The organism is Rhizobium sp. LC145, assembly GCF_001005825.1.
Taxonomy (GTDB): Bacteria; Pseudomonadota; Alphaproteobacteria; order Rhizobiales; family Rhizobiaceae; genus Neorhizobium.
The window spans coordinates 528,657-553,941 of record NZ_LBHV01000004.1; the positions used below are offsets into that span (position 1 = coordinate 528,657).

Sequence of the window (25,285 nt, forward strand, 5' to 3'; positions counted from 1 at the left end):
CATGGCGCTCGAAACCTACAACCAGAAGCGTAACTTCAAGGCCACGCCCGAGCCTGCCGGAAAGGCCTCGCGAACCCGAAAAGCGAAGAAGACCGGCAATAGCTTCGTGATCCAGAAACACGCGGCGACAAGGCTGCACTACGATTTCCGGCTTGAAATGGATGGCGTGCTGAAAAGCTGGGCAGTTACCCGCGGCCCGAGCCTCGTGCCGGGTGAAAAGCGGCTGGCGGTGCATGTGGAGGATCACCCCCTCGATTACGGCGGCTTCGAAGGCACGATCCCGCAAGGCAATTACGGCGCGGGCGCCGTGCTGCTGTGGGACCGCGGCACATGGGAGCCGATCGGCGATCCGCACAAGGGCTACAAAAAAGGCCACATGGAATTCGAGCTGAAAGGCGAGAAGCTGGAGGGCCGCTGGCACCTCGTGCGCATGGCCAATCGAGAAACGGAGAAGCGCGAGAACTGGCTGCTCATCAAGGGCGAGGACGAATTCGCCCGCGCCGAAGGCGATCCCGATGTGCTGGAAGAGAAACCGCTTTCGGTGAAGACCGGCCGCGCGATCGAGGAACTGGAGGGCAGAAAGAACAAGAGCAATAGCCGAGGAAAGACGGCCAAGGCAAAAACCGCCGGCAGGGCCGAACCCGAGGCAGGCTCCGTCCCGGATATTTCCGGTCTCAAGGGAGCCAGGAAGGCTGACTTTCCGGATTTCCTCGAGCCGCAGCTTGCGACACTGGTAAAGACCGCCCCGTCCGGCAAGCGCTGGGTCCACGAAATCAAGCTCGACGGTTACCGTCTTCAAGCGCGCATAGAAGATGGCAAGGTGAAGCTTCTGACCCGGACGGGTCTCGACTGGACCGAGAGGTTCGGCAAGGAAATCGTCGCGGAATTCCGCAAGCTCAAGGTGGAAACCGGGATCATCGATGGTGAAGTGGCGGTCGAAAACGGCACGGGTGCCACGGATTTCTCGCTGCTGCAGCAGGAACTCAGCGCCGGCCGCAGCGATCGCTTCACCTTCTACGCTTTCGATCTGCTTTACCTGGACGGCTACGATCTCACCGGCGCACCGCTCCTGAGCCGCAAGGAGGCCTTGCAGGCCCTGCTGGCGGAAGCCGGCCAAAGGCTGCGCTACAGCGAGCACTTCGAGGATGAGGGAGGCCTGGTGTTGAAACATGCCTGCCGTCTGAGCCTCGAGGGCATCGTTTCGAAGATCGCCAACGCGCCCTATCGTCCCGGTCGCGGCAGGGACTGGCAGAAGTCCAAGTGCTCCGCGCGCCAGGAATTCGTCATCGCCGGCTACGTTCCCTCCTCCGTCTCCGACAAGGCGATCGGTTCGCTGGTGATGGGCTATTACGAAAAGGGCAAGCTGCTCCATGCCGGCCGCGTCGGCACCGGCTATACCAATGCGGTCGCCCGATCGCTCTTGAAGACGCTCAACGAATACCGGATCGACAAGAGCGCGTTTGACGAAAAGCTCGCGGCGGTGGAAAAGAAGGATGTTGTCTTCCTGAAGCCCGAGCTGGTGGCCGAAGTCGAATTCCGCGGCTGGACGGCCGATGCGCATATTCGCCACGCCGCGTTCCGGGGTCTCAGGGAAGACAAGAATCCGAAGGACATTGTCCGGGAGGGCGGACCGGTGAATGCAGCCGAAGAACCGAAGACGCCGGCCCGCACGGTCAACCTGACCCATCCCGACCGCCTCTACTGGCCGGATGCGGGCGTCACCAAGGCCGGGCTGGCCGATTATTACACCCAGGTCTGGCGGCTGATGGCGCCTTTCGTCGTGAACCGGCCGCTCGCGCTCGTGCGCGGTCCCGACGGCATCACCAAACAGCTCTTCTTTCAGAAGCACGTCTGGAAGGGCATGACGAAACACGTGGTCCCGGCGCCCGACCCGACCGATCCGGACGAGATAGATATCGCCATCCGCGATCTCGATGGGCTGCTCGGCCTGGTGCAGGGAGCCGCCCTCGAAATCCACCCCTGGGGCTCGACGCTCGACCATTGGGAAAAGCCGGACATGGTCAATATCGATCTCGACCCCGGCGAAGGCGTCACCTGGGACAGGATCATCGAAGCTGCCTTCGAGGTGCGCGAGCGCTTCGAGGCGATCGGATTGACGGGCTTCGTCAAGACCTCCGGCGGCAAGGGCCTGCATGTCGTGGCGCCGGTAAAGCCCAAGGCGGAATGGCCGGATGTGAAGACGGCCATGAAGGCACTTGCCGACGGCATGGCCGGCGACAGCCCCGACCTCTACGTCTCGACCATCACGAAATCCAAACGCAAGGGCAAGATCCTGGTGGATTACCTGCGCAACGGCCGCGGCGCCACGGCGGTTGCGCCCTACTCCACCCGCGCGCGCGCCGGCGCTCCGGTTTCCATGCCGATCGCCTGGGAGGAACTGACCGGCGCGATAGGTCCGGCCTACTTCACCGTCAACAATGCCCTTCCCCGGCTTGCACAGATGGCCGCCGATCCATGGGCGGATTTTCGCCGGGCGGAGGCGGAGATCGCGGTCAGCGGAAAGACAAAGCGCGCCGGCAGGAAATAGGCCCTATTTGCGGGAAGAGCGCTCGGCGGCAAGGCTCTTCTTGAGCGCGCTCATGATGTCGATGACATTGCTGGGGCGCTCCTCCGCCGGCTGCTCGGCGCGCTTCTTCGTCTTCTTGCCTTTCTTGCGCTCGGAAATGATGTCGAGCAGCCGCTCCTGGACCGGATCATCCGCCAGGGAAGGTTCCCAGGATTCCGTCCGCTCCTCGATGAGCTTCTTCATCATCGTCAGGTGCTTGGCATCCGGTTTCGCATCTCTCGCATTCTCGAAATAGGGCTCCGGATCGCGCACCTCGTCACCGTAGCGGAGCGTCCAGACGACGATCCCCCGGTCCTTCGGCACGAGCATCACCGCCCGCTCGCGGCGGTACATGACGAGCCGTGCGATGCCGGCCGTGCGGGTCTTCGCCATGGCTTCCCGGATGACTGCGAAGGCTTCGGCGCTCACCTCGTCGTCAGGGGCGAGATAATGCGGCCGGTCGTACCAAAGCCAGCCGATCGACGCGGTGGGCACGAAAGTCTCGATGTCGATGGTGCGGGTGCTTTCAAGGCCGACATCCTCGATCTCCTCGTCCTCGAAGAGCACATATTCATCCTCGCCCTTGGGGTATCCCTTCACCTGGTCGTCGTCCTCCACCGCTTCCCCCGTCTCAGCATCGACATACTGGCTGAGCACGCGGTTATGGGTTTTGCGGTTGAGGTTGTGGAAGCGCACCTTGGCGCTTTCGGAGACCGCCGGCGTCATGGTGACCCTGCAGGTAACCAGGGACAGTTTGAGATAGCCTTTCCAGAAAACACGCGGCGCCATCGGGAGAATTCCTTGCCTCGACCGCAAGGCAAACGTCATCGCCGCCCGGAAGTTCCGGAACAAACTATTGCCGCAACCGTTTGGGCGGAACAAAGACAGGAGGGTAAAACCATGAACAACAAAGGCGCCCCTAAACCAGAAAAGGATGTGGATAAGAGAACCGTCCAACGCTCCGCGCGCGAACGCCAGGAGGCCAGCGAGCTGGAAGAACAGCTCGAAGAAGGTCTCGAAGACACCTTTCCGGCGAGTGATCCGATCTCGACAACCGTGACCTCGATACCTTCCGGAACTCCGAAACCGCCGCGTCGTTGAGCGCCCATACCCATTTCTACCCTCGTGGACAGCGCCTGCAAGCCAGGTCGCCGGCCAGGTCGCTGGATGTGTTCCATTTACTTTTTCGGGGAATTTCCGAAACTTATGATGTTGGTGTATGGAGGACTGGTGTAAAGTTCGATAAGCGGAGTAACTATCGGCATTGATGTGCCGGTTTGGACGCTTCAGAGGTCGGGATGACGAAAAAGATCGCTCCAGTCTCGGAGACGGAATTGAAATTGGGTCGTCGAGTGAGCCGCGAGGTTTCCGTACTCCTGATGGAGATACAGAAGGAACCGGTCCCCGATCGCCTGTTGCAGCTTGCCCTCGAGCTGCAGAAAGCCCTCAACGACAAGCTGGCTGAGCGGCCCGACTGAGCGAGCCTCGCTCCACCTCCAGTTCCTAATCGAGCTGGGTCGAGATGATATTGTCCACCTTCACCTTGCCAGCGACAATCCCTCGCGGACCTTCCGGACTGAACCTGCCGCTGTCGTCTTCTATCACCGTGTAGAGCTTTTCATTGCGGAAGGTGCTCGCCATCTCGGTCGAATTGCCTTCGGCGGGAGAAGCATCGATATCGGTGAAATCGAGTTCCGCCTGGCTGGCGACGAGCCGCGCATCGCCGGGCGTTCTCGCCCGTACCACGACCTCTCCCTGCGAGGGGGAATTCTGCCAATTCGGATCGTCCGCGGCAGCGATCGGCACGAGCCGATAGACCTTCAAAACTTCCTGCATCGGTATCTCTCCCGGAATTGCCTTGCGGGGCAAACGTTCGCCCCGCCCGCCGGTTCCCCCGAGAACGTGTCGGGAACCTCGCAAGGCCGTGCCCGTTTCTTCAGACCTCCTTTCAAACCGGTCGATCGGGATTTTCATGGAAGACCCAAGGCACTGCCGCCATCTCTGTGTCGACATGCAGCGCATGTTCGCTGAGGATACGCCCTGGAACGTGCCGTGGATGCAGCGCGTACGCGAGCCGGTGGCGGCGATTTCGCAAGCCCACCCGAGCGAGACCATATTCACCCGTTTCGTACCCGTGCGCGAGCCGTCCGAAGCGCGCGGCACATGGCGGAACTACTACCTGAAATGGCCGATGATGACCCGCGAGGTTCTGGGAGATGCGGTGGTCGACATTCTCCCCGAGCTTCGGGCGCTGGCGCCTCCCGCCGTGGTCCTCGACAAGCCGATCTACTCGCCCTGGCTGGACGGCCGCCTGCATTCCTTCCTGCAACAGCACGAGGTGACGACGCTGGTGATATCCGGGGGCGAAACAGACGTCTGCGTGCTCGCGGCCGTGCTGGGTGCCGTCGACCTCGGCTATGCGATCATCCTCGTCCAGGACGCGATCTGCAGCGCATCGGATGAGACGCATGACGCCTCGCTCGAGCTTTACGCCAACCGCTTCTCGACGCAACTGCGCCTGTCAAGCGCAGCCGAGGTCATCGACTGGTGGCGCTAAGCGGCTGGATATCCTTGGCGGAACCTTTGGCGCGGCCACCGGTTGTCTTTGGAAAGGGAAAGTCCCCAGAAGACAAGGAGGTGTCCCTCGATGAAAGACGAGCAACCGAAGTCCGGCCGCCCCGGCGAAACCTCTCAGTGGCCCCGTTGGGAAGGGCCGGCTGAAAGCCGCCCGAGCGGATACCTTCCGGGCGAGGCGAACATCTTCGCCGACAATCCTCAACAGCAGGTGCATCGCGGCAAGGGACCGAAAGGATACCGGCGCGCCGACAGCCGCATCGAGGAGGACGTGAACGAACGGCTGACCCAGGACCCCTTCATCGACCCGACGGATATTGCCGTATCCGTGAAAGACGGAGTGGTTACGCTTCAGGGCCATGTCGCGAGCCGGGCCGACAAGCGCCGGGCCGAGGACTGTGCGCTTGACGTGCACGGCGTGTCGGATTGCCTCAACAACCTGCGCATCATGCCGGAACGGCATTAGGCGCAAGTGAAAGGAGAAAGCGATGGCCGACAATCTCTGGTTCTTCGCCGTGGCGATCGGCCCGATCCTGCTCGGCGCCGCCATCTTCTACGGCATCATGCATCGTCGCCGGCTGAGCCGCGGCGAGCAGCACCGGCAGGAAGACGCCGTGGAACATCTTTACGATAAGCCGCCGGGTGGCCGCGAGCCTTCCACTCATCAGTCCACCCATCCGCGTTGAGCGGATCTACTATCAGGAACCTTCCAGCCCTCCGCTGGTTAGATGCCTCGCGAACCCTCGCCACGAAACACCCCGAACAAGGAGAGAGACAATGGCCACCAAGACCCTCGATGATCTTTTCTACGAGACCCTCAAGGACATCTATTACGCCGAGCGCAAGATCGTGAAGGCCCTGCCGAAAATGGCGCGCGGCGCCCGGAGCGAGAAGCTGAAAGCTGCGTTCGAAAAGCACAAGGAAGAAACCGAAGGCCAGATCGAGCGCCTGAACCAGGTTTTCGAGATCATCGGCAAGCGTGCCCGCGCCAAAACTTGCCCGGCGATCGACGGCATCATCGAGGAAGGCGAGGACATCCTTGACGAATTCAAGGGAACGCCGGCTCTCGACGCCGGCCTTCTGGCAGCCGCCCAGGCCGTCGAGCATTATGAAATCAGCCGTTACGGCACGCTGCGCGCATGGGCCAAGCAGCTCGGGCTGAAGGACGCCGTGAGCCTTCTGGAGGCGACGCTTGCCGAAGAGACCAAAACCGACGAGGCACTTACAGGCCTTGCCGAAGCTGCTCTGAATTCCGCCGCCCAGAAGGCAGCCTGACAGACATCAGAAATCGGGGCGCCGATGGCGCCCCCTCCTACCTATTTTTTCCCTAATGAAACCACCGGCTCCCTGATAGCGGAAACGTTCGACGGCGCCAGGAAACGTAGCTTCACGCCATCGATAATATAGGCCCGGCCGGTTGCGTCCGAGACTGGATCGCAGTACCTTTCGATAGGAATGCTTTTGCCCGGCCGAGTAACTTTTCCGGCCGTTGAAATGCTCCGTAACCGGGCAGATTTTCGCATTCCAATCTGCGGTCACGCGAGCAGAGATTTTCATTTTCCATACCCGGAACTTTTTCATTCCCGCGACGTTCGGGATTGGGCGAATGGAGACGAAATATGGAAGCCGAGGAAGACTGGATCAGGAAACGGGCTTATGCTTTGTGGGAAGCGGAAGGATATCCTTCCGGCAAGGACAGGGAACATTGGGAGAGGGCAAAACTCGAATATGCCACCCTTGTTTCCGCGCCGGCCAAACCGGCAACGGTCCGCCGCAAACGCAGTGAAATTTCCGAACTGACCGCTTCTTCGGAACCTGCCGTCAAGTCAGTCCCCCTGAAGGCGCCAGCCAAGAAGCGCGCGAAGAAAGTTTCGCTGGAACAGTGACGCCCGGCGAGGCCGGATCACGACCATATTCCGATGTCGTTCTACTGCGGCAAGCACCGTTGCCGCGGGCGTGATCTCTTACGCTGGAAACCGCCATGGCATCTGAACGCACGTATCCTTCAAATTCTGTCCCGAAAGGGAACGCCGGGCGTGTTCCCAATGTTTGGATCAATGAAGATCAAGCACGGAGGCAGGCATGACGAGCGTTCCCTTTCCAGCCAACATGCACGACGAACGGCACGACTTGGCGGATCGTGGAGCGGCTTTCGTCGATCACCCGATGGAAGCTCCTCGGATGAAGATCCTGTCCGTGACCTCGGAGATCTTTCCCCTGGTGAAGACCGGCGGCCTCGCCGACGTTACGGGCTCTCTCCCGAAGGCGCTAAAGCCCTACGGGGTGGAAACGACATCGCTGGTACCCGGCTATCCGCGCGTCATGAAGCAGTTGAAGAACGCCTTGCCGCTCATGGTTTTCGAGGATCTCCTCGGTGAAAGGGCTTCGCTGCTTCACACCAGGATCGATGATCTCAACCTTTTCATCCTCGACGCACCAACGCTCTATGATCGTCCCGGCGGTCCGTACGTAGACGAGCACGGGATCGATCATCCCGACAACTGGAGACGCTTCGGCGCTCTCTCGCTCGCCGCGGCGGAAATAGCCCATGGGGCCTTGCCCGGCTGGCAGCCGGACCTTGTCCACACGCATGACTGGCAGTCCGCACTTACCTCCGTCTACATGCGCGAAATGGGCTGCTCCACGCCGGTGGTGATCACCATCCACAACATCGCCTTCCAGGGACAGTTTCCGGCCTATCTGCTCGGACCGCTTCGCCTGCCGCCAAGAGCCTACTCCGTCGATTGCATGGAATATTTCCGAGACATCAGCTTCCTCAAGGGCGGGCTCCAGACGGCCGACGCGATAACCACCGTCAGCCCCACCTATGCGCGCGAAATCCTCACCCCCCGTTTCGGCATGGGTATGGATGGCGTCCTGAGCCAACGGGTCGCGGTGCTGCGCGGCATCGTCAATGGCATCGATCTCGACATATGGGACCCCGCGACGGACCCCTATCTGCCGCACAAATACGACATCAACTGCCTGCGCCGGAAACGCCAGAACCGCGCCGTGCTCATGGAAACACTGGGGCTCGACCCCACCGACGGTCCCGTTTTCTCGGCCGTCAGCCGTCTCACCTGGCAGAAGGGCATGGACATGCTCGCCGACGCGGCCGATGAAATCATCTGGAATGGCGGCAGGCTCGTCGTGTTCGGCCAGGGCGACCACCACGTGGAAGATCATCTTCTGGCGACGGCCGCGCGCTATCCCGGCCGGATGGCCGTCCGCATCGGCTACGACGAGCCGATGGCCCACCTGATCCAGGGCGGCTCGGACGCCATAATCCAACCCTCCCGCTTCGAGCCCTGCGGTCTGACGCAGCTCTATGCGCTGCGCTATGGCTGTGTGCCCGTGGTTTCCCGCACCGGCGGCCTTTCGGAAACCATCATCGATGCCAACGATGCCGCAATGTCGGCGCGGGTGGCGACAGGCTTCCAATTCCATCCGGTCAACACAGGCGGGCTGCGGCTTGCGCTACGCCGGGCGGCGCATGCCTATGCCGATCGCAAGAACTGGGCACGCCTTCAGAACCAGGGCATGAAGACGAAATTCTCGTGGGAGCGCAGCGCCCTGCAATATGCGGCGATCTACGCCAATCTCACGCGCCGCTCCGCGATCACGATCGGCCAGATCCGCATCACGCATTGACGCGGCTAAGGCCTTCGGAAGAGCGCGAGGCTGCGGCCTTCGAGTTCGAAATCCTTCTCCATGACGATCCTCTCGCCGTGTCTCGATAGATCGGAAGTTGTGAGCTCCAGCACCCAGCCTTCCTTGCCGAATTGCGGAATGCGGAAAGGCACGTTGCCTTCGAACGGGTTGAAGAGCAGCAGCACATCCGACCAGACACCGTCCTGGCCTTCGAGATCAGCGCGGGACAGATGAAGGCCGAGCGTCGTGCCGTCATCCCAGTGCTCCGGCTTCTGTTCGCCGCCCCCGGCATTGAACCAGTTCACCTCCATGCCGTCGCGCCAGTTCTCGCGGCGAAGCAGGGGCTGCTCCTGGCGAAGCTTGATGAGGTGGCGGGTAAATTCGCGAAGCTCCTCGCAGGTCTCGGGCAGGTTCTCCCAATGCACCCAGGAAAGCTCGCTATCCTGGCAGTAGCCGTTGTTGTTGCCCATCTGGCTGCGGCCGAACTCGTCGCCAGCAAGCAGCATCGGCGTGCCGTGCGAGAAGAACAGCGTCGCAAGGAAATTGCGCTTCTGGCGCTCGCGGATCGCGTTGATGCCTTCGTCGTCGGTCGGACCTTCCGCCCCGTAATTGTAGCTTCGGTTGTCGTTATGGCCGTCCTTGTTGCCCTCCCCGTTCGCCTCGTTGTGCTTGTCGTTGTAGGAGACGAGGTCGTTCAGCGTGAAGCCGTCATGGGCGGCGATGAAATTGACGCTCGCCCAGGGCCTGCGGCCGCGCTGATCGTAAAGATCGCCGGAACCGAGCAGGCGTGCGGCGAAATCATTGGAGACATTGGTGCTTTTCCAATAGTCGCGCACGGTATCGCGATATTTATCGTTCCATTCCGCCCAGCCCGGCGGAAAGCCGCCGACCTGATAGCCGCCGGGGCCAATATCCCAGGGTTCGCCGATCAGCTTGACCGTCGAGAGCACCGGGTCCTGCGTCATCGCATCGAAGAAGCCGCCGCGCTGGTCGAAACCCTCCGGCTCGCGACCGAGGATGGTGCCGAGATCGAAGCGGAAACCATCGACATGCATGTACTCGACCCAGTAGCGCAGCGAATCCATGACGAGCTGGAGCACCCGCGGATGCGAGGTATTGACGGTATTCCCGGTACCCGTGTCGTTGATGTAGTAGCGGTGCTGGTTCGGCATCGTCCGGTAGTAGGAGAAATTGTCGATGCCCTTGAACGAAAGTGTCGGGCCGAATTCGTTGCCTTCGGCGGTATGATTGTAGACCACGTCGAGGATCACCTCGATGCCTGCGTCGTGGAAGGCGCGCACCATTCTCCGGAAACCCTGGATGCCCTCGGGCCCGTAGTAGCGGGGAGCCAGTGCGAAGAAACCGAGCGTATTGTAGCCCCAGTAATTCCTGAGCCCCTTGTCCAGCAAGTGCTGGTCGTCGGGGAAATAATGCACCGGCATCAGCTCGACCGAGGTGATGCCGAGGCTCCTGATGTAATCGACCGATGCCTTGTGCCCCATGCCCTCGAAAGTGCCGCGCAACGCCTCCGGGATCGCCGGATTGAGCTGCGTGAAGCCCTTCACGTGCGTCTCGTAGACGATCACAGCAGGCCAGGGGATATTCGGCCTCTCGTGATCCTGCCAATCGAAAGCGTTCGGATCGATCACCCGGCATTTCGGCATGAAGGGCGCGCTGTCGCGTTTGTTGAAGCTGAGGTCCTTCTTTTTGTGCTGGAGATCGTAGCCGAAATGCGCCGCGTTCCATTGGATGTCGCCGACGAGCTCCCGTGCATAGGGATCGACCAGCAGCTTGTTGGGATTGAAACGGTGGCCGTTTTCCGGCTCATAAGGTCCGTGGACCCGGTAGCCGTAAAGCGCACCGGGCTTGAGGCCTGGAATATAGCCGTGCCAGACTTCGTTCGTATACTCCGGAAGCTCGAGGCGGGCCGTTTCTATTCTGCCGCTGCTGTCGAAGAGACAAAGCTCGACGCGTTCGGCATGGGCGGAAAAGATTGCGAAGTTGACGCCTTCGCCGTCGAAATTGGCGCCGAGCTGGTTCCACGAGCCCCGCTCAACGATAAACTGGGTTGATTTCGTATCCATGCCGCACCTTTAGGACAGACGCGTATTAATTGCGCGGCACGGCATTTCGTTCCCTGACGGGATTTGGCTATCGCTGGGTTGTTCCCGATGGTGATGTGGCCGGGCTTTGCCCGCCGGTTCCCGTCTGAGGCGTCGGGTCCTGGTCGGCCGGCGCCGTATTGCCGGTCTGGCCCGATTGCTCCGGAGACGTGTTGTCCATCGGGTCCGCCTGGTTGTCGTTGGAACTGTCGCTGCAAGCGGCAAGAAACAGCCCGGCCGTAAGGGCCGCTATGGCAGGTCTCATTTCTTCTTGTCTCCGTTGTTCTGCCCGTCGTCCTTATGACGGCGATGCGCGTCAAGCGCGATGACCTTCTCGATCGCCGCAACGTCTGCCGCCGCGGCAACCGGCACCGGATCGCTCGCAACCGCCTGAAGCACTTCCGGCGAGAGGGCGCCGTTGCGGATGACATATTCCAGCGCTTCGCGCGTCTGACGTTCGGCCTTGAGCTGGGCATAGAGAGCAAGGATCAGCCGATCCCTGATATCGTGACCGCCCCTGCCCGATCCCGATCCCGATCCGGCAAGTTCTGCCATGGGCGTTCCTCCAAATCTGTCATCGGATTAACTTTCGGTCGCTGCCATTGTTCCCTCTGGGGGACACTCCCCTATCTGGAAAGAGGGAAGACCTAGAACCCGAGAGGAGGCAATAAATGACCGCGATGACCGCGCAGGAATTGGAGGGCCGGCTGAACGCCCATCGCGAGCTGATGATCGACCTGCTCGCGGCAATGATCGGTGGGGAGGTTACCATCACCGCCTTCCTGCAGAGGCTGCGGGACGACGCGACCTTCAAGGACAACGAGGAAGATCCCGGCGTGATGCCGGAAGACGGCTTCGCCATCGAAAATTCCGGCGCAAGAGAGGTCCGCGCGATCCTGGAAGCTGCCCGCGCACGGGCAGCTGCGGACCGACTTGCGGACCGCCGTTCATAATTGTGACGAACTTGCCACCATTATGGCGATTTGGTGGAACCGCATGGGGTACTGCTTCGTTCTCCGCCTATAGGAGCGATGGAGGCATCTATGGTCAGAGAATGGGTGGAGGCCGCAAGTTTCATCCTTGTGGTGGCGGCATGTTATCTGATGATCGTGCCGGTCTGAGGCCGGCTCGCACGTGACGCACCCTTCGTGCGTCTACTCCGCCTGCAGCTCACGGCGGGAAAAATAGGCCGCGAGCGCCTCGATATCCCCATCATCCATATTCTTCGCCGCCTCGGTCATGAGGTGGCTGTAGCGCGTGCCGCCGCGAATGCCTTGCCGGAAAAGGCGGAGCTGATTTTCGATATAGCGGGCGCTCTGCCCCGAAAGCCGCGGATAGGTTGGATTGCCGCCCGCCCGCTCATGACAGGTGAGGCAGGCGGGAATCTTATCCTCAGCCCTTCCCCTCACCGCAAGCGCGCGCCCGCGCTCGACAAGTTCCTCTTCCGCCGATGCGGGTAGCCGCTCGGGCCTTTCCTGCCCGGCGTAATGCTTCGCGAGCTCCTGCAGCACGTCGTCATGCAGCGAGCCGGCGGCCACTTCCATGATGCCGCTTGCCCGCTTGCCCTCGACATAGCCCCGCAGGCTTTCCAGGAGATAGGGCTCCGATTGGCCGGAAAGGCTCGGGATGAGGCTTCCTCCCTCAAGGCGGCTTTCCGCGTGGCAGGCCTCGCAAGTCGCGAGCGTCTCCGAAAAGGCATTGGTGAAGACGGGGCGGCTGAAGCCCGCCAGCCGCTGATAGCCTTCCATGTCGAGTTCGGGCAGCTTGCGCAGGAAAGCGACCATTGCCCAGACCTCGTCGTCACGGCTCTCAGCCGGCCAACCCGGCATGCCGGTGAAGCGCACCCCATGCTTGACGATCTCGTAGAGCTGCTCGTCGCTCCAGGTCGGAACGGCCATTCTCAGGTCCGGCGGCACGGGCAGCATGGAAAGGACCGCCTGCGATCGCTCCGCCACCGGCGAACCATGGCAGATCGCGCAACCCGCCTCGTAGTGACCGGCGGCCGGAGGCAGCAAGGCGGGATCGGTGAGCGGCGGCGCCTTCACCCCGATGGCTGCCGTTTTGACCGAATTGCGCATCACCCAATGCAGGAACCAGTCCGTCACGCCCCAATGGCCGGTGCTCGCCCGCACGCCGACGAGGCCCGACCAGCCGACGATGAGGCCGAGGATCGGCAGCAGGATGACGATGACGATGAAATGCTTCCTGCTGATCCTCATCGCCCTGCACTCCCGGTCTCGTTCGGGATGCCCGCGTTCAGGCTGCGCGACAGCAGGGCCACGCCTCCAGCGAGATAGACGATGGCGCCCACCAGCAACATCACCACGCCGCCCGCCTGCTGATCAGCGATGGCCGAAAGCGGAATGCCGAAACAACTGACTTCCCCGGTTCCGTAAAGCGGCCGGGGAGAGAGGGAAAGCAAGGCTCCCAGCAGCGTCATGTGCATGGAGGTGAAGATGAGGCCGAAAGTGCCAGCAAGCCGCCGCTCCTCCCGGCCCACTGCCGCCCCGCCGAGACAGGAGAGCCAGAGGACGACGCCGGCGACGAAGAAGGAAGCCTGCTCGACAACGGTGAATATGATCGAGCTTTCCGACAGCGCCCGCAGCGCCGGCAGATGCCAGCCCCATACGGCAAAGAGCTCCACTATCGAGGCGAGGACCGGAGTGATCCAGTGCCGACCTGCCGTCACGTCGAAACGGCTACCGGAAAGGCCAAGGGCGACAAGCGGCGCGCCGCCGGCCACCACACCCATGTGAACGACCATGTGCACGGTGAAGGACGTGCGGTCGGCCAAGGGCAGCACAAGCCCCCAGAGCGCGGTGAGAAACATGAGACCGGCGAGCAGGGAGAATGTCTTCATTGCTGGCACCCCGCGATGAAGATCAGCGGGATTGCCACATAGATCACCGCGACGAAGCTGAGGCCCGAGAGGAGTAGCGTCGCAAATCCCTGAAAGAGCTTGCGGTCCTCGCGGGTCGGGTCGTCATGTGGCGGATCGTCCGAGCCGAACCCCCATTGCCGCCAGGCAAGGAGTGCCGCGATGACGATCATCGCGAGCGCGAGCAGCGTGAAGATGCCGAGACCGATCCTCATCGTGTCGATCGAGATTTCGACCGCCATTTCCTTGGCGCAGAAGATGGCCATGGCGACGTAACAGACCAGGAAGTGCACGGCCCAAACGACAGGCGCCGTGAACAATGTCCAGAGAGTTTCGACCTCGCGCGGGATAAAGCTCTTCATCTCCGGTCACCTCGCCAATGGGAAAAGGCCGATCACGCTGAAGGTGACAACGGCGGTGACGGCCATGAAGTGCCAATAGAGAACGACGTTGCAGATGTCCTGGTCGTATTCCGCCGTCATCCGCCCCGTCAGGCTGCGGGCGAGGCAGTAGAGCTGCATGATCGCTCCGACGGCGCCATGGGCGACGGTCCAGATGGCCACGATCCAGACGATCGCCGGATAGACATGCGCGGTCGGCTCCATGCCGTGGACATAGGGGCCGGCGAGACCCGCCGCGGAACCGGCGACCGTCAGCACGAAGGCGGCCACAAGGCCCAGCCGTGCGGCTGCGATCCGGCCACGGCCATTGAGTTCACGGGCAACGACCATCACGCCCCAGGCGATCAGGAAGAGAACCAGCGCGACCATGGGCCAGAAGACGCCCGGCCCCGCAATGCCGGCGGTGAAGTCCTCATGGATCGTCCAGTAGAAGAAGTAGCCGAAGATCAGGCTCGCAAAGGCCGTTCCGTCACCGACCATCGTGATGAACATAGCCCACCAGCCGACGGACGCCGGCCCCGAGACATAGATCGGCAGCTTCTCGCCGAGCCCCACGTCCATCTCGGGCGCCTCGGGAATGGGCGCGGTTCCTGTCCAAAGCCAAACGAGCACAGCGATCAGGGTGATGATCGCGCAGACGATCGTGGTGATCCACCAATGGAAGGTGAGCGCGATGAAGACGCCGCCGAGCGCCAGGGCGGCGATGATCGTAACATAGGAGACGCCGCCGACGCGCAGGCACTGGATCGGCTTCGCGTCGAGCACCGAAGTCACCAGCGTTTCGCGATAGCCCGATTTCGCATCCGGCAGGTAGAAGCGGCCCGCTTCGATATCCTCTTGGAGGTTGGGCTGGTCCCAAAGTGGATAACGGCTGTTGATGATCGGCACGGAACGCATACCCCAGGTCTCGTCGGGATCGTTGGTCCATTCCAGCGTTCCCGAATTCCAGAGATTGAGGTTCCTTTCGGAGGGCTTCGGCCTCGGCCGCACCACATCGATGACGAAGGTCGCGACACCCGTGGCGAAGATGAAGGCGCCGATGGTCGAGATAAGATTGAACCAGTCCCAGCCGATCCCTTCCGGATAGGTGAAGACCCTGCGCGGCATGCCCCGCAGACCGGAGAAGTGCATAGGAAAGAAGCCGATGTTGAAACCGATGAACATCAGCCAGAAGGCGACCTTGCCCCAGGCGTCGCTCAGCTTCTTGCCGGTGAAGAAGGGGAAATAATAGTAGACCCCGGCGACGACCGGAAACAGCATGCCGCCGATCAGTACGTAATGCAGGTGAGCGACCACGAAATAGGTGTCGTGCGCCTGCCAGTCGAACGGCACCAGCGCCACCATGACGCCCGTCAGCCCGCCGATCACGAAGATGATGATCCCGCCCGCCCCGAAGAGCATGGGCACGGAGAAGATCACCCGGCCCGCCAACATGGTGGCGATGAAGACGAAGATCTGCACGCCCGTCGGGATGACCACGGCTTCGGAGGCCGCTGAAAAGAAGGCGAGCGATATCTGCGGCAGTCCGGTGGTGAACATGTGGTGGACCCAGAGCCCGAAGCTTAAGAACCCCGTGCCCACGGCGGCGAGCACGATCCACGAATAGCCGACGATCGGGCGCTGCGCGAAGGTCGGCACGATCATCGCCATCAGCGCGATCGCCGGCAGGAAGATGATGTAGACTTCCGGATGGCCGAATATCCAGAAGAGGTGCTGCCAGAGCAGCGGATCGCCTCCCCGTTCCGCATCGAAGAACGGCCAGTCGAACATCCGCTCCATCTCGAAGAGGATGTCGCCGGCAATCAGCGGCGGAAAGGCGAAGAGGATCATGCCCGCGACGATCAGCAGGTACCAGGCGAACATCGGCATCAGGTTGACGCGCATGCCGGGCGCGCGGCACTTCATGATGCCGACGATGATCTCCACGGCCGCCGCGATCGACGCCACTTCGATGAAGGATAGACCGAGCAGCCAGATATCCGCACCGATGCCGGAAAATTCCTTGTCGGTGGCAAGCGGCGGATACATGAACCAGCCGGTATTCGGCGCCGAATTGAAGAAGATCGAGCCGCAGACGAAGATGCCGCCGATGAGGAAACTCCAGTAACCGAAGGCAGAAAGGCGCGGAAACGGCAGTTCCCGTGCGCCGAGCATGGACGGCAGGAGGAAGATCGCGATCGCCTCGAAGATCGGCACCGCGAAGAGGAACATCATCACCGTTCCATGCAGCGTGAACGCCTGGTTGAAGAAATCCGCCGTCAGGAGATCGTTGTTGGGCACGACGAGCTGCAGCCGTATCAGGAGAGCGAGAAGGCCGGCAAACAGCATGAAGATGAAGGCCGTCACGCCGTACCAGAGACCGATCTGGCTGTTGTTCACCGATGTCCAGTAGCGGATGCCTTTCGGCGTTTCCCACACGTCACGCAGCCGCGCCTCCTGGGCCGCTCTCTCCTCCGGTGAAAAATTGCCGAGCTCCCTCTTCATCTGAGCTCCTTCAGATAGGCGGCGATCCGCTCGACGTCGTCCTCGGGCAGCATGCCGAAAGAGGGCATCCTCGCCTGCGGTTTGATTTCGGTGGGATAGCGGATGAAGCGCGCGATATGCTCCTGCGTATTTGAAAGGGTTCCCGCGCCGACCGTCGCCCGTTCTCCGAACGCGGTCAGGTCTGGACCGATCGTCCCTCTCGCCTCGGTGCCGGAAATGGCATGGCAGGCGGCACAGCCGTGGCGCAGGAACAGCGCAAGGCCGTCCCCTCCGGTATTTGCCGAAGCGGCCGTGCGCGCCGAAAGCCAGGTGTCGTACTCGGCCGGTTCGAGCACCAGAACGGAAAAGGCCATCAAGGCGTGGGAGGGACCGCAGAATTCGGCACAGACGCCGCGATAGGTGCCGGGCCGCGATGCCTCCAGCATCAGCCGGTTGGTTCGCCCGGGGATCATGTCCATCTTGCCGCCGAGCGCGGGAATCCAGAAGGAGTGGATGACGTCCGGCGATTTCACCTCGAAAACCACCGGCTCGCCGACGGGCATCCGCACCTCGTTGGCCGTCTCGAAGGCGAGCTCACCATCCGAACCGAAATAACGCACCCGCCACCAGAACTGTTCGCCGGTGACCTCGATCCGCCGCATGCCGCCATCCTCTCCCTGAAACCAGGGGCGGATGTTCGGCATCAGCCATACCGCATAGGAGAGAAGGGCTGCGAGAATGAGCACGGGCAGGATCGCGCCGCACCAAAGGATCACCCGTCCTGCCGCCGCCTCCGAAAGGGCTTCACGCTTGAGACGTCCCGCATAGATGAGCGCGCCGACGACGGTGACCCAGATCAGCACGGCACCGACAAGCATGGTGAAGAAGAGCGTTGCTATGTCCCGTGCCTCCGGTCCCGCGGGATCGAGGGTGGATTGCACGCCGGAACAGGAGGCAAGCAAGAACGAGAGACCGAGGAAAATGCCGCAGGAGAACGGAAAGCCCCGGAAGGGAACGCCTCCACCGAAGCCGGCTTTCGATCGGATTGGCCGGCATTTGCTGCCGGTCAAGCGGTCATTTTTCATTCGGCACATGTTCGGCGAGCGGGGCTGGAGGTTGCAAACCGCAAAAACATTCCGCCAAAAACACGCTTCTCCGTAATTTGTTCCAACAGAGCGGTAACAAACTGTAACCGGCGGAGAAAAATTTGGAACGATTCCGGCTAGGAGGGGTTAGTCGTCTGCGTTGGGTTTGACCCCAATTTTCGCGACGGGAGAGAGATCATGCGAAACCTCATTGCCATGCTGAAGGAAAAATTCGTTCGGGCGGCTTCGATAAAGAAATGCGTGCAGCAGCAGAACGGCGAGATGCAAGTCGTGGTTCCGGAAGCCGTCGTGCTTCCGCTGCCGAAGGCACCGCGCGAGGAGATCAGCGTGCCGGCTTCCATCAACGGGCGGGATTTGTCGACCGGCCGCCTCTGACGGCGGCTGAAATCTCAAGCACGAAATCTCATGTGAAAGGAGTTCGCGATGGCTGCCATCGAGTCCGCAACCATTCTCATCCTTGCAGCCGACGGCTACGAACGTTCTGAATTGCGCGTGCCGCTGGAGGAACTGCGAAAACGCGGCGCCAAGGTGAAGATCGCCTCGATCAAGACCGGCGAAATCAAGAGCTGGGACCAGAAGGACTGGGGCGACACCGTACCCGTCGATCTCGCAGCCGCGGACGTCGAGACCGAGGAATTCGACGCGCTCGTCCTGCCGGGCGGTCAGATCAATCCAGACATTCTGCGCGCCAACGACGATGCAATGCGCGTCGTGCGCGATTTCGTGAAGAGCGGCAAGCCGGTGGCTGCCATCTGCCATGCGCCCTGGCTGCTCGTCGAAGCGGACGCGTTGCGTGGACGCAAGGCCACTTCCTATCATTCGATCCGCACGGATGTCCGCAATGCCGGCGCCACATGGGAGGACAAGGAAGTGGTCACCGACAACGGCATCATCACCTCCCGCTCACCAAAGGACTTGCCGGCCTTCGTCGCGAAAATCGTCGAGGAAGTACAGGAAGGCCGCCACAATCGCCGGGCAGCGTGACCGCCACGCTACGCTCTCAGAGCTCGGCGACAACCGCCCGCGATCATTCGCGGGCGGTTTCTATTCCGAGGTAGCCCACAGAAAGGCAAGCAGCCGGCGCTCATCCACCCGAAGGCCTCTCGGGCAGGATATTTCCTCCCCCAAAAGCTTCTCCAACGGCGAGATATCCTCCGAAAGCGCAAGTATGGAAGGATGGATATAGCTGGACCGGCAGACCGCCGGCGTATTGTGCAGCGCTTCCGCCGCCGCCTTGCACAAGGTCTTGATCTTGGGCCGTCTCCCCTCCTCCTTCACGATATCCCAGGCCTTGCGGAACGCAGCAAGGCTTCCGCCCCACGTGCGGAATGTCTTGGCCGATACGGCAAACCCGGCCGCCTTGGCGAGATAGGCGTTCAGCCTGCCGGAATCGACCGGATGCGGCACGCCGTTCTCATCCGGCCACGAGAACAACTGGCGCCCCGGCAGATCGGCGATCTCCTCGAATATACGCTGCAGCCGCCGGTTTCTAAGCGTGTGGCGGACGCGCTTGCCGCCCTTGGCCGTGAAGCGCAGCAGAACGGCATCGTCGGAAACGGTCATATGGCGCTTCAGAAGCGTGGTGGCACCATAGGTGCGGTTCTCACGCGCATAGGCCCGGCTGCCGACCCGCAAGTGCGTAACGTCCATCAGCGCCACCAGCGCGGCGATCACCGCATCCGACTTGTCCAGGCCCTGAGCGAGATCGCGTTCGGCGCGGCGGCGGATGCGCGGCAAGGCCTCGGCAAACTGGATCAACTGGTCGAATTTCTGCTCGCTGCGGAAATTCTGCCAGTCGGGGTGGTAGCGATACTGCTTCCGCCCTCGTGAATCATAGCCGGTCGCCTGTAGGTGGCCATTCGCATCCAGGCATATCCAGACATTCTCATAGGCGGGCGGCAGCCCGAGCGCGTCGATCCTCGCCCGTTCCTCCGGATCGGTCAGAAGCTCTCCATCCGGCAGGCGATAACAGAACCCTCGCCCCCGCCGGAGCCGGCGAATGCCCGGTTCCGTGTCGCTGACATAGGTAAGCCCGATGGATTTGAGGGAGGCGGCATCGATTTCGATGGTCTTCGGAAGTGCGTCCATGGCCGCTTAACGGCAGCCACGAAACGAAGTTCCTCGCGCGGCTCAATTGAAGGCGAGATCCTTGAGGCTTTCGGAGGAATCCCGCTCGAAGGCCGCACGGGGTGCCGTCAGTGTCCAGCGCAAACCTTCGTTCAGGAACTGCATCTCGACGGTTCCGCTGAAGGCGGCCGAAGCGTGTCGCTGGACGATAGTCGTGCCGAAGCCTGTCCGGGAAGGTTCCTTGGCAGGCGGACCATCCAGCTCCTCCCATCGGATGCGAAGCTTCGTCTCGTCGTCGACCTCGAGGTTTTCCCAGGTGAGGCAGACCTTGCCCTGAGGCACGGAGAGAGCGCCGTATTTGACGGAATTCGTAGCGAGCTCGTGCAGGACGAGCCCGAGGTTCTGCACCGCCTCCGCCTTCAACGTGAAATCTTCGCCGCGCATCTCCACCCGCTCGAAGGCTTCCGCGAAAGTACCCAGTTGGATTTCCACCACACGGCGGATCGACACGCCGGCCCATTGCTCCCGCGCCAAGGCTTCGATGGATTTGCCGAGCCCTTGCAGACGGTTGCCGATCGCCTTCTGGAATTCCTCCATCGTCGTGTCCTGGCGGGCGAGCTGCCGCATCATCGCCTGGACGAGCGTCAGGATGTTCTTCGTGCGATGAACGAGTTCATGGAGAATGAGGTGTATGCGGTCCTCGGCCTGGCTCCGGTCGAAGGAGGCGTTGGAAAGGGCGATGGCGATCTGGTTCGCCTCGGTGATCTTCGTTTCGACCGGCGAGACGATCTCGCCCTTGCCGATCCTTTCCGCCATTTCGGCGATCTGCCGGATCGGAATACGAAGCTGGCGCGCAACGAGCCAGGCGAACAGCATGCCGATGGCAAGGAACAGGAGGCTTCCCCCGATCAACTGCCGCATCGTCGAAAGGATGCTCGCCTGTGCCGATTCGATCGGTCCCCAGACGATCGCCTTCCACGACCATCCGGTAACCTGGGCATAGCCGTACATCTGCCGCGGGGCTCCGTCGACATCCTCGATCGTGCCGCTGAAGCCGCTCATCAGGCGCAGGGTCTCTTCCGGAAATGTGCTGCCGAAAGCGAGGCTTTTGTCGCCGCTGGAAGTCACGACCTTGCCGGTGCCGTCCACCACCGCCACCGACCAGTCCTTCACCAGCCCTTCGGTCGAGACCAGCCTTTGGAGATCTTCGACGTTCTGCGTCATGATGAGGGCGGCACCCACATGCGAAAGAGACCGCGGCAACGGCAGCGTGATATTGAAGACGAAACGGCCGCTCGTCGCTCCGAAGAAGACGTTGGAAACCTCGGTCACCCGCGATTTGAGCGCCGATTCCAGCGAGCCCACATTGGCGACCTTACCGAGAGGAGTGCCGAACGGCACCCGCGTGTTCAGGCGCTGCTGGCCGTCACGGTCGACGAGGATGACATAGACCGAATTCGAACGCAGGCTGTTCTGGGTTCGATTGTGAAAGGAGCGCAGGTCGCCGTTTTCGAGTTCCGGCGATGTGGCGAGGATGCGAAGCGTCGTCGACATGTCCTGCAGCTCGCGATCGATCGCACGCGCCACGAGCTGGGCGTCCTCCGCCGTTTCATTGGAGAGAATCTCGCGCTCGTTCGACTCCAGTTCCATCATCAGGAACGCGACGAACACAAGCAGCGGCACGGCGACCACCGCCGCGAGCGCGACCAGGTAGACACCGATGGACGCGGTTGGAAAAAGACGCGAAACCCTAATCATTTCGCGCCCTTGCCATACGCGGCACACTGCAGGGGCAACAAGCTCCCGCACGCATTTTCATTTCGTATCCCGCCCTTTTGCTAATATAGCAACGAATACTTTTCTATCCGCTTTTGCAGGCAGGGCCAAGGATTGATTGCCGGCAATGTTCCTTCTTCTTCATCAATGGGGGATCGGCCACAGGTAGGCGGCAGCCGCCCTGCAATCATGGATCCAGGGCGGCTGAAGGGCTCATCGGCTGAATAGATGGGCGATATCGCGGGGCGTCAGGAGGTGTGCTTGTGCCGTTCGCCGACGTCGAAATTGAGAGACCATTCGCTCTTCGGCGCCTTCCGTCCGGGAGGCATCTTGTGCGCCGTCGCATCTTCCGACCCGGTGATCTTCGTCGGCTTGGCACTCGCCACGCCGCTGGCTTTGGCACCTTCTCTGGTTCTTGCGAATTGCCCTTCGGCGTCGCGCCGAATGGTATCCGCCTTGTCGTCCTTGCCGGATTTCGTCATCAAACCGCTCCGCTTTCCCATGGACGCCCGGATGGCGCCCTCACTTTTGGCCTGTGAACCCGCATCTCAGACGGTGGTCGAACCACTCACAACGTCGGTAGAAGTGTTGTTCACCCGCAGATTGTTTTGCACGTGCCGAACGCCGGAGACGTCATCGGTGAGGTCTTCGGCACGTCGCTTGTCCCAACGGCTGGATACGAAACCATCAAGGGTGACCTCGCCCTCCTTCACGGTGACCGAAACGTTCGACGCATCGAGAAGCGGATCGTCGCTGAGGCGGTCGTTGACGTCCTCTTCGATGCGCGCATCCGAACGCCTGTAGCCGCGCGGCCCCTTACCTCGGTGCTCGTCCATCGCGCGGCGCTGCTCGGCTTCCTCGTCGCCGAACCAGGAAGCGACCTCGTCGCCCGCCCGCTCCATGAAGCCGCGCCGGCGGCCACGATCGGCGCCATAGTCTCGCTCGCCGCGGTAGCCCGAGCGATCATCGGAACCATAGCGCTCCGGGCCGTAGCCATAATCCGCTCCGTGACCGTAACGATCACCATAAGGCTGGCTGAAGCGATCGCGATTGCGGCCGGGCTCGTAGTGCAGGGTTGATGGTTGCGCGCGATAGGATTCGCGGGCCCAGACACGCGACTGGTCATTGTCGCCGTAGCCGCTGTCATAACCGAAATCGTCCGCAGCCCATTGCTCGCCGCGTCCGTAGCGCGAGCGGTCCTCGTCGCTTCGGCTGAGACCGCGTCGCCCCGGATTACTCTCCTCGCTGCGCTGGTAATCGCCGAAGCCCCGGACGTAACCTGTGTCACCCGGGCGATAATCGCCTGTTTCGCGGGAGGGATCCCGCTCGTCCCGCGTACGGTCGTTTCTGTATCCACCCGAGCGGGAATAAGGTCCGTTCGCCATTGCTTGTCTCCTCGATTTTCGGCTTGCTTCCACCGATCACAGAATACCAACCGAACCGCGGCGGCATGGGATTTGTTCCGCCATTTCCACCCTCCCGCAGCCTCAGGTGACGCTGTGACGCGCGATTTCCGACAAGCAGGTTTCGCCCGGAGGAACAACAAAGCCGGTTCGGGAATTTCCCTCCGGAATGGATTTGTTCCAGGCACACTTTCGCGAGAAAAGCCGTGGCCGATCAAAACAGACCGGTTCTACCCGATGGAGAGCTGACCGCCGTCAAGGATGAGCGCTCCTTCCAGGAGAAGACGTGGATCACTGAGCGCGTGGCCTGGATCGGCTTTGCCCTTCTGGTTATCGCAGCGCTGCTGGGTCTTGCTGGCGGCGGCGGGTGGGCTGCGCAGCGGGAAGGCCGGTACGGCTCTGCTCAAATGAAGATACCGGCGATCACCCGTTCCGATGCCCCGACCGAGCTGACGGCTCTCTTCGACGAGGCTGGCGAACGCAGCCTCGTCCTTTCCGCGGAATTCCTCGATGCCTTCCAGATCGAAGCCATCCAGCCTGCCCCCGAAGCCGTCCGGATCGAAGGGGAAAACCGCATCCTCCGGTTTCCGCCGGGTGAAGACGCGCCCTTGAGGGTGCGGCTTTTCCTGAAGACGCATTCAGCAGGGTTGTTCCGCTTCAATGCCGGCACGCCGGGCCGGACCTCGCCATTCACTCTGATCGTCCTGCCATGAGGTGAACCCATGGAATCCGTTATCCGCGGCGTCACGATGTATCTCGTCCTGCTCCTGATCATCCGGCTTTCGGGCCGACGAACGCTGTCGCAGATGACGCCGTTCGACCTGGTCCTGACCCTGATGATCTCCGAAACGACGCAGCAGGCGATGGTAAGAGAGGACCATTCGATCGCCAACGCGGTGATCCTGATCGTCACGCTTGTGGCGAGCGATATTCTCCTCTCCCATGTCAAGAGGTGGTGGCCGGCTGCCGGCAAAGCAATCGACGGCGTGCCGACCATGCTGATCGTCGAAGGTCAGGTGGATGAGCGGGCGCTCAAGCAAAGCCGCATCGAAATGACAGACATCATGGAAGCGGCGCGCCAAAGCCAGGGCATCCCGAAGCAATCGGAGATACGCTTCGCGATACTGGAGGCAAGCGGCAACATCAGCATCATTCCCTTCAAGGAAAGCTGACGCTCCGCCGGCCTGATCTCAGTCGATGCGCTCGCCGCTCTCCGGATCGAAGACGACCGCCTTGTCGAGATTGAAGGCGAACGGGAACTTCTGTCCCGGCGCAACATGCACGTCGGCGCGCGTGCGGGCGGTGAAGCTCATGCCGTGCAGCCTGCCGGTCACGAAGGTATCGGAGCCGGTCGGCTCCACCATCGTGACATCGGCATCGATATGGGCGATCGAGCGCGCCTGCGGATCGGCAAGCCCCGCATCGCTGATCGCTTCCGGCCGAAGGCCGACGATGACCTCCTTGCCCTGCGGCAATGCGGCTGAGACCGAAGGCGGTATGGCGATGGTGACATCGTCGCCGAAGAGGACGATGCGAGAGGCGCCGTCGCTGGAAACGACCTTGCCCTTCAGCATGTTCATCGCGGGAGAGCCCATGAAATCGGCGACGAAGAGATTGGCGGGATGGTTGTAAATTTCCGCGGGCGTGCCGACCTGCTGCACGGTGCCTTCCTTCAGCACGACGATCTTGGTGGCGAGCGTCATGGCCTCGATCTGGTCATGCGTCACATAGACGATCGTGGCGTTGGTATTCTGGTGAAGCGCCTTGATCTCGGCACGCACCTCGACACGCAGCTTGGCGTCAAGATTGGAGAGCGGCTCATCGAACAGGAAGACGCGCGGCTGGCGCACCAGCGCCCGGCCCATCGCCACACGCTGGCGCTGGCCGCCGGAAAGCTGGCTCGGCCGGCGCTTGAGCAGGTGCTCGATCTGCAGCGTCTTGGCGACCGACTTCACGGCCTCCGCGCGGGCGCTCTTGTCGACGCCGCGCATTTCGAGCGCGAAGGCGATATTCTCCTCCACCGTCATGTTGGGATAGAGCGCATAGGACTGGAAGACCATGGCGATGTCGCGCTTCGACGGATGCAGGTCGTTCACCACATGCCCGTCGATGACGATATCACCGGAGGTCAGCGGCAGAAGGCCGGCGATCGCGTTGAGCAGGGTCGACTTGCCGCAGCCAGACGGGCCGACCAGCACCAGGAACCCGCCCTTTTCCAGCTCGATGTCGATCCCTTTCAGAACTTCGGCATTGCCGATCTTCTTGCGCAGGTTCTTGATCTGAAGAAAGCTCATATGC

Annotated in this window: 29 protein-coding genes; 14 read left to right on the forward strand and 15 right to left on the reverse strand. The window is 61.8% G+C overall.

Annotation, left to right across the window (positions count from 1 at the left end; genetic code table 11):
• Position 1: 1 nt before the first annotated feature.
• Positions 2-2,548 (forward strand): DNA ligase D, encoded by a 2,547-nt coding sequence (ligD, locus tag YH62_RS14100; RefSeq protein WP_046794840.1) that lies wholly within the window; start codon positions 2-4, stop codon positions 2,546-2,548.
• Between the two features lie 3 nt (positions 2,549-2,551).
• On the opposite strand, the gene YH62_RS14105 is transcribed toward ligD, so the two are convergent.
• Positions 2,552-3,355, reverse strand: coding sequence for a Ku protein (locus YH62_RS14105; RefSeq protein WP_046794841.1), 804 nt, complete (start codon positions 3,353-3,355; stop codon positions 2,552-2,554).
• A 111-nt stretch (positions 3,356-3,466) separates the two neighbouring features.
• Between YH62_RS14105 and YH62_RS14110 the strand changes: the two genes are divergently transcribed.
• Both YH62_RS14110 and YH62_RS14115 read left to right on the forward strand, forming a co-directional pair.
• Positions 3,467-3,667 carry a hypothetical protein gene (locus tag YH62_RS14110; RefSeq protein WP_046794842.1) on the forward strand — a complete coding sequence of 67 codons (201 nt, stop codon included), beginning with the start codon at positions 3,467-3,469 and terminating at the stop codon, positions 3,665-3,667.
• Positions 3,668-3,864: 197 nt separating this feature from the next.
• Positions 3,865-4,044: a hypothetical protein gene (locus YH62_RS14115; protein WP_137326639.1), complete on the forward strand. Its 180-nt coding sequence runs from the start codon at positions 3,865-3,867 to the stop codon at positions 4,042-4,044.
• Positions 4,045-4,069: 25 nt separating this feature from the next.
• Here the strand turns inward: YH62_RS14115 and YH62_RS14120 are convergent, their stop codons facing one another.
• On the reverse strand, positions 4,070-4,402 hold the full coding sequence (locus YH62_RS14120) for a hypothetical protein (RefSeq protein WP_046794844.1): 333 nt from the start codon (positions 4,400-4,402) through the stop codon (positions 4,070-4,072).
• Positions 4,403-4,538: 136 nt separating this feature from the next.
• On the opposite strand from YH62_RS14120, the gene YH62_RS14125 reads away from it, so the two are divergent.
• The 6 genes from YH62_RS14125 (at position 4,539) to glgA (ending at position 8,791) form a co-directional block, all read left to right on the forward strand.
• Positions 4,539-5,123: a cysteine hydrolase gene (locus YH62_RS14125; RefSeq protein ID WP_046795095.1), complete on the forward strand. Its 585-nt coding sequence runs from the start codon at positions 4,539-4,541 to the stop codon at positions 5,121-5,123.
• A 228-nt stretch (positions 5,124-5,351) separates the two neighbouring features.
• Positions 5,352-5,606, forward strand: coding sequence for a BON domain-containing protein (locus YH62_RS29105; RefSeq protein WP_280950054.1), 255 nt, complete (start codon positions 5,352-5,354; stop codon positions 5,604-5,606).
• Between the two features lie 22 nt (positions 5,607-5,628).
• The gene (locus tag YH62_RS14135; RefSeq protein WP_046794845.1) at positions 5,629-5,826 is read left to right on the forward strand and encodes a hypothetical protein; all 198 of its coding nucleotides are present in this window, start codon (positions 5,629-5,631) and stop codon (positions 5,824-5,826) included.
• A gap of 91 nt (positions 5,827-5,917) precedes the next feature.
• Positions 5,918-6,415 carry a ferritin-like domain-containing protein gene (locus YH62_RS14140; protein ID WP_046794846.1) on the forward strand — a complete coding sequence of 166 codons (498 nt, stop codon included), beginning with the start codon at positions 5,918-5,920 and terminating at the stop codon, positions 6,413-6,415.
• A 344-nt stretch (positions 6,416-6,759) separates the two neighbouring features.
• Positions 6,760-7,026, forward strand: a complete 267-nt coding sequence (locus tag YH62_RS14145) for a DUF2934 domain-containing protein (protein WP_046794847.1) — start codon at positions 6,760-6,762, stop codon at positions 7,024-7,026.
• A gap of 295 nt (positions 7,027-7,321) precedes the next feature.
• Positions 7,322-8,791 carry a glycogen synthase GlgA gene (gene glgA / locus YH62_RS14150; protein WP_046795097.1) on the forward strand — a complete coding sequence of 490 codons (1,470 nt, stop codon included), beginning with the start codon at positions 7,322-7,324 and terminating at the stop codon, positions 8,789-8,791.
• 5 nt (positions 8,792-8,796) lie between these two features.
• On the opposite strand, the gene glgX is transcribed toward glgA, so the two are convergent.
• The 3 genes from glgX to YH62_RS14160 form a co-directional block, all read right to left on the reverse strand.
• Positions 8,797-10,875: a glycogen debranching protein GlgX gene (gene glgX, locus YH62_RS14155; RefSeq protein WP_046794848.1), complete on the reverse strand. Its 2,079-nt coding sequence runs from the start codon at positions 10,873-10,875 to the stop codon at positions 8,797-8,799.
• Between the two features lie 67 nt (positions 10,876-10,942).
• Positions 10,943-11,158 (reverse strand): hypothetical protein, encoded by a 216-nt coding sequence (locus tag YH62_RS30105; protein ID WP_137326640.1) that lies wholly within the window; start codon positions 11,156-11,158, stop codon positions 10,943-10,945.
• The gene (locus YH62_RS14160) at positions 11,155-11,448 is read right to left on the reverse strand and encodes a hypothetical protein (protein WP_046794849.1); all 294 of its coding nucleotides are present in this window, start codon (positions 11,446-11,448) and stop codon (positions 11,155-11,157) included. Before YH62_RS14160 ends, YH62_RS30105 begins: the two co-directional genes overlap by 4 nt.
• A 116-nt stretch (positions 11,449-11,564) precedes the next feature.
• Here YH62_RS14160 and YH62_RS14165 point away from each other — a divergent pair, with 116 nt between their 5' ends.
• Positions 11,565-11,846: a hypothetical protein gene (locus YH62_RS14165; RefSeq protein WP_046794850.1), complete on the forward strand. Its 282-nt coding sequence runs from the start codon at positions 11,565-11,567 to the stop codon at positions 11,844-11,846.
• Positions 11,847-12,047: 201 nt separating this feature from the next.
• Here the strand turns inward: YH62_RS14165 and YH62_RS14170 are convergent, their stop codons facing one another.
• Genes YH62_RS14170 through coxB form a run of 5 tightly spaced genes read right to left on the reverse strand, consistent with a single transcriptional unit; the run spans position 12,048 to position 17,720 of the window.
• Positions 12,048-13,112 carry a c-type cytochrome gene (locus YH62_RS14170; RefSeq protein ID WP_046794851.1) on the reverse strand — a complete coding sequence of 355 codons (1,065 nt, stop codon included), beginning with the start codon at positions 13,110-13,112 and terminating at the stop codon, positions 12,048-12,050.
• A complete protein-coding gene (locus YH62_RS14175; protein ID WP_046794852.1) occupies positions 13,109-13,753 on the reverse strand; it encodes a cytochrome c oxidase assembly protein in 645 nt (214 codons plus the stop codon). The genes YH62_RS14170 and YH62_RS14175 overlap by 4 nt, the downstream gene beginning before the upstream one ends.
• The gene (locus YH62_RS14180) at positions 13,750-14,133 is read right to left on the reverse strand and encodes a hypothetical protein (protein WP_046794853.1); all 384 of its coding nucleotides are present in this window, start codon (positions 14,131-14,133) and stop codon (positions 13,750-13,752) included. The genes YH62_RS14175 and YH62_RS14180 overlap by 4 nt, the downstream gene beginning before the upstream one ends.
• Positions 14,134-14,139: 6 nt before the next feature.
• Positions 14,140-16,656, reverse strand: a complete 2,517-nt coding sequence (gene ctaD, locus YH62_RS14185) for a cytochrome c oxidase subunit I (RefSeq protein ID WP_046794854.1) — start codon at positions 16,654-16,656, stop codon at positions 14,140-14,142.
• A complete protein-coding gene (gene coxB, locus YH62_RS14190; protein WP_082118344.1) occupies positions 16,653-17,720 on the reverse strand; it encodes a cytochrome c oxidase subunit II in 1,068 nt (355 codons plus the stop codon). The genes ctaD and coxB overlap by 4 nt, the downstream gene beginning before the upstream one ends.
• 198 nt (positions 17,721-17,918) lie before the next feature.
• Here coxB and YH62_RS14195 point away from each other — a divergent pair, with 198 nt between their 5' ends.
• Positions 17,919-18,116: a hypothetical protein gene (locus YH62_RS14195; RefSeq protein ID WP_046794855.1), complete on the forward strand. Its 198-nt coding sequence runs from the start codon at positions 17,919-17,921 to the stop codon at positions 18,114-18,116.
• 48 nt (positions 18,117-18,164) lie between these two features.
• Positions 18,165-18,725: a type 1 glutamine amidotransferase domain-containing protein gene (locus tag YH62_RS14200; protein ID WP_046794856.1), complete on the forward strand. Its 561-nt coding sequence runs from the start codon at positions 18,165-18,167 to the stop codon at positions 18,723-18,725.
• 60 nt (positions 18,726-18,785) lie between these two features.
• On the opposite strand, the gene YH62_RS14205 is transcribed toward YH62_RS14200, so the two are convergent.
• The 4 genes from YH62_RS14205 to YH62_RS14220 all read right to left on the reverse strand — a co-directional run bounded on the left by YH62_RS14205 (position 18,786) and on the right by YH62_RS14220 (position 22,969).
• A complete protein-coding gene (locus YH62_RS14205) occupies positions 18,786-19,802 on the reverse strand; it encodes a DNA topoisomerase IB (protein ID WP_046795099.1) in 1,017 nt (338 codons plus the stop codon).
• Between the two features lie 69 nt (positions 19,803-19,871).
• Positions 19,872-21,566 (reverse strand): sensor histidine kinase, encoded by a 1,695-nt coding sequence (locus YH62_RS14210; RefSeq protein ID WP_046794857.1) that lies wholly within the window; start codon positions 21,564-21,566, stop codon positions 19,872-19,874.
• A 266-nt stretch (positions 21,567-21,832) separates the two neighbouring features.
• Entirely contained in the window at positions 21,833-22,066 is a 234-nt protein-coding gene (locus YH62_RS14215) for a hypothetical protein (RefSeq protein WP_046794858.1), read from the reverse strand.
• A 66-nt stretch (positions 22,067-22,132) separates the two neighbouring features.
• Positions 22,133-22,969, reverse strand: a complete 837-nt coding sequence (locus YH62_RS14220) for a BON domain-containing protein (RefSeq protein WP_052760406.1) — start codon at positions 22,967-22,969, stop codon at positions 22,133-22,135.
• A 224-nt stretch (positions 22,970-23,193) separates the two neighbouring features.
• Between YH62_RS14220 and YH62_RS14225 the strand changes: the two genes are divergently transcribed.
• Together YH62_RS14225 and YH62_RS14230 are read left to right on the forward strand one after the other, a co-directional pair.
• Positions 23,194-23,700 carry a hypothetical protein gene (locus tag YH62_RS14225; protein WP_052760407.1) on the forward strand — a complete coding sequence of 169 codons (507 nt, stop codon included), beginning with the start codon at positions 23,194-23,196 and terminating at the stop codon, positions 23,698-23,700.
• Between the two features lie 9 nt (positions 23,701-23,709).
• Positions 23,710-24,159 carry a YetF domain-containing protein gene (locus tag YH62_RS14230; protein ID WP_046794860.1) on the forward strand — a complete coding sequence of 150 codons (450 nt, stop codon included), beginning with the start codon at positions 23,710-23,712 and terminating at the stop codon, positions 24,157-24,159.
• A gap of 18 nt (positions 24,160-24,177) precedes the next feature.
• On the opposite strand, the gene YH62_RS14235 is transcribed toward YH62_RS14230, so the two are convergent.
• On the reverse strand, positions 24,178-25,281 hold the full coding sequence (locus YH62_RS14235; protein WP_046794861.1) for an ABC transporter ATP-binding protein: 1,104 nt from the start codon (positions 25,279-25,281) through the stop codon (positions 24,178-24,180).
• Between the last annotated feature and the right edge of the window lie 4 nt (positions 25,282-25,285).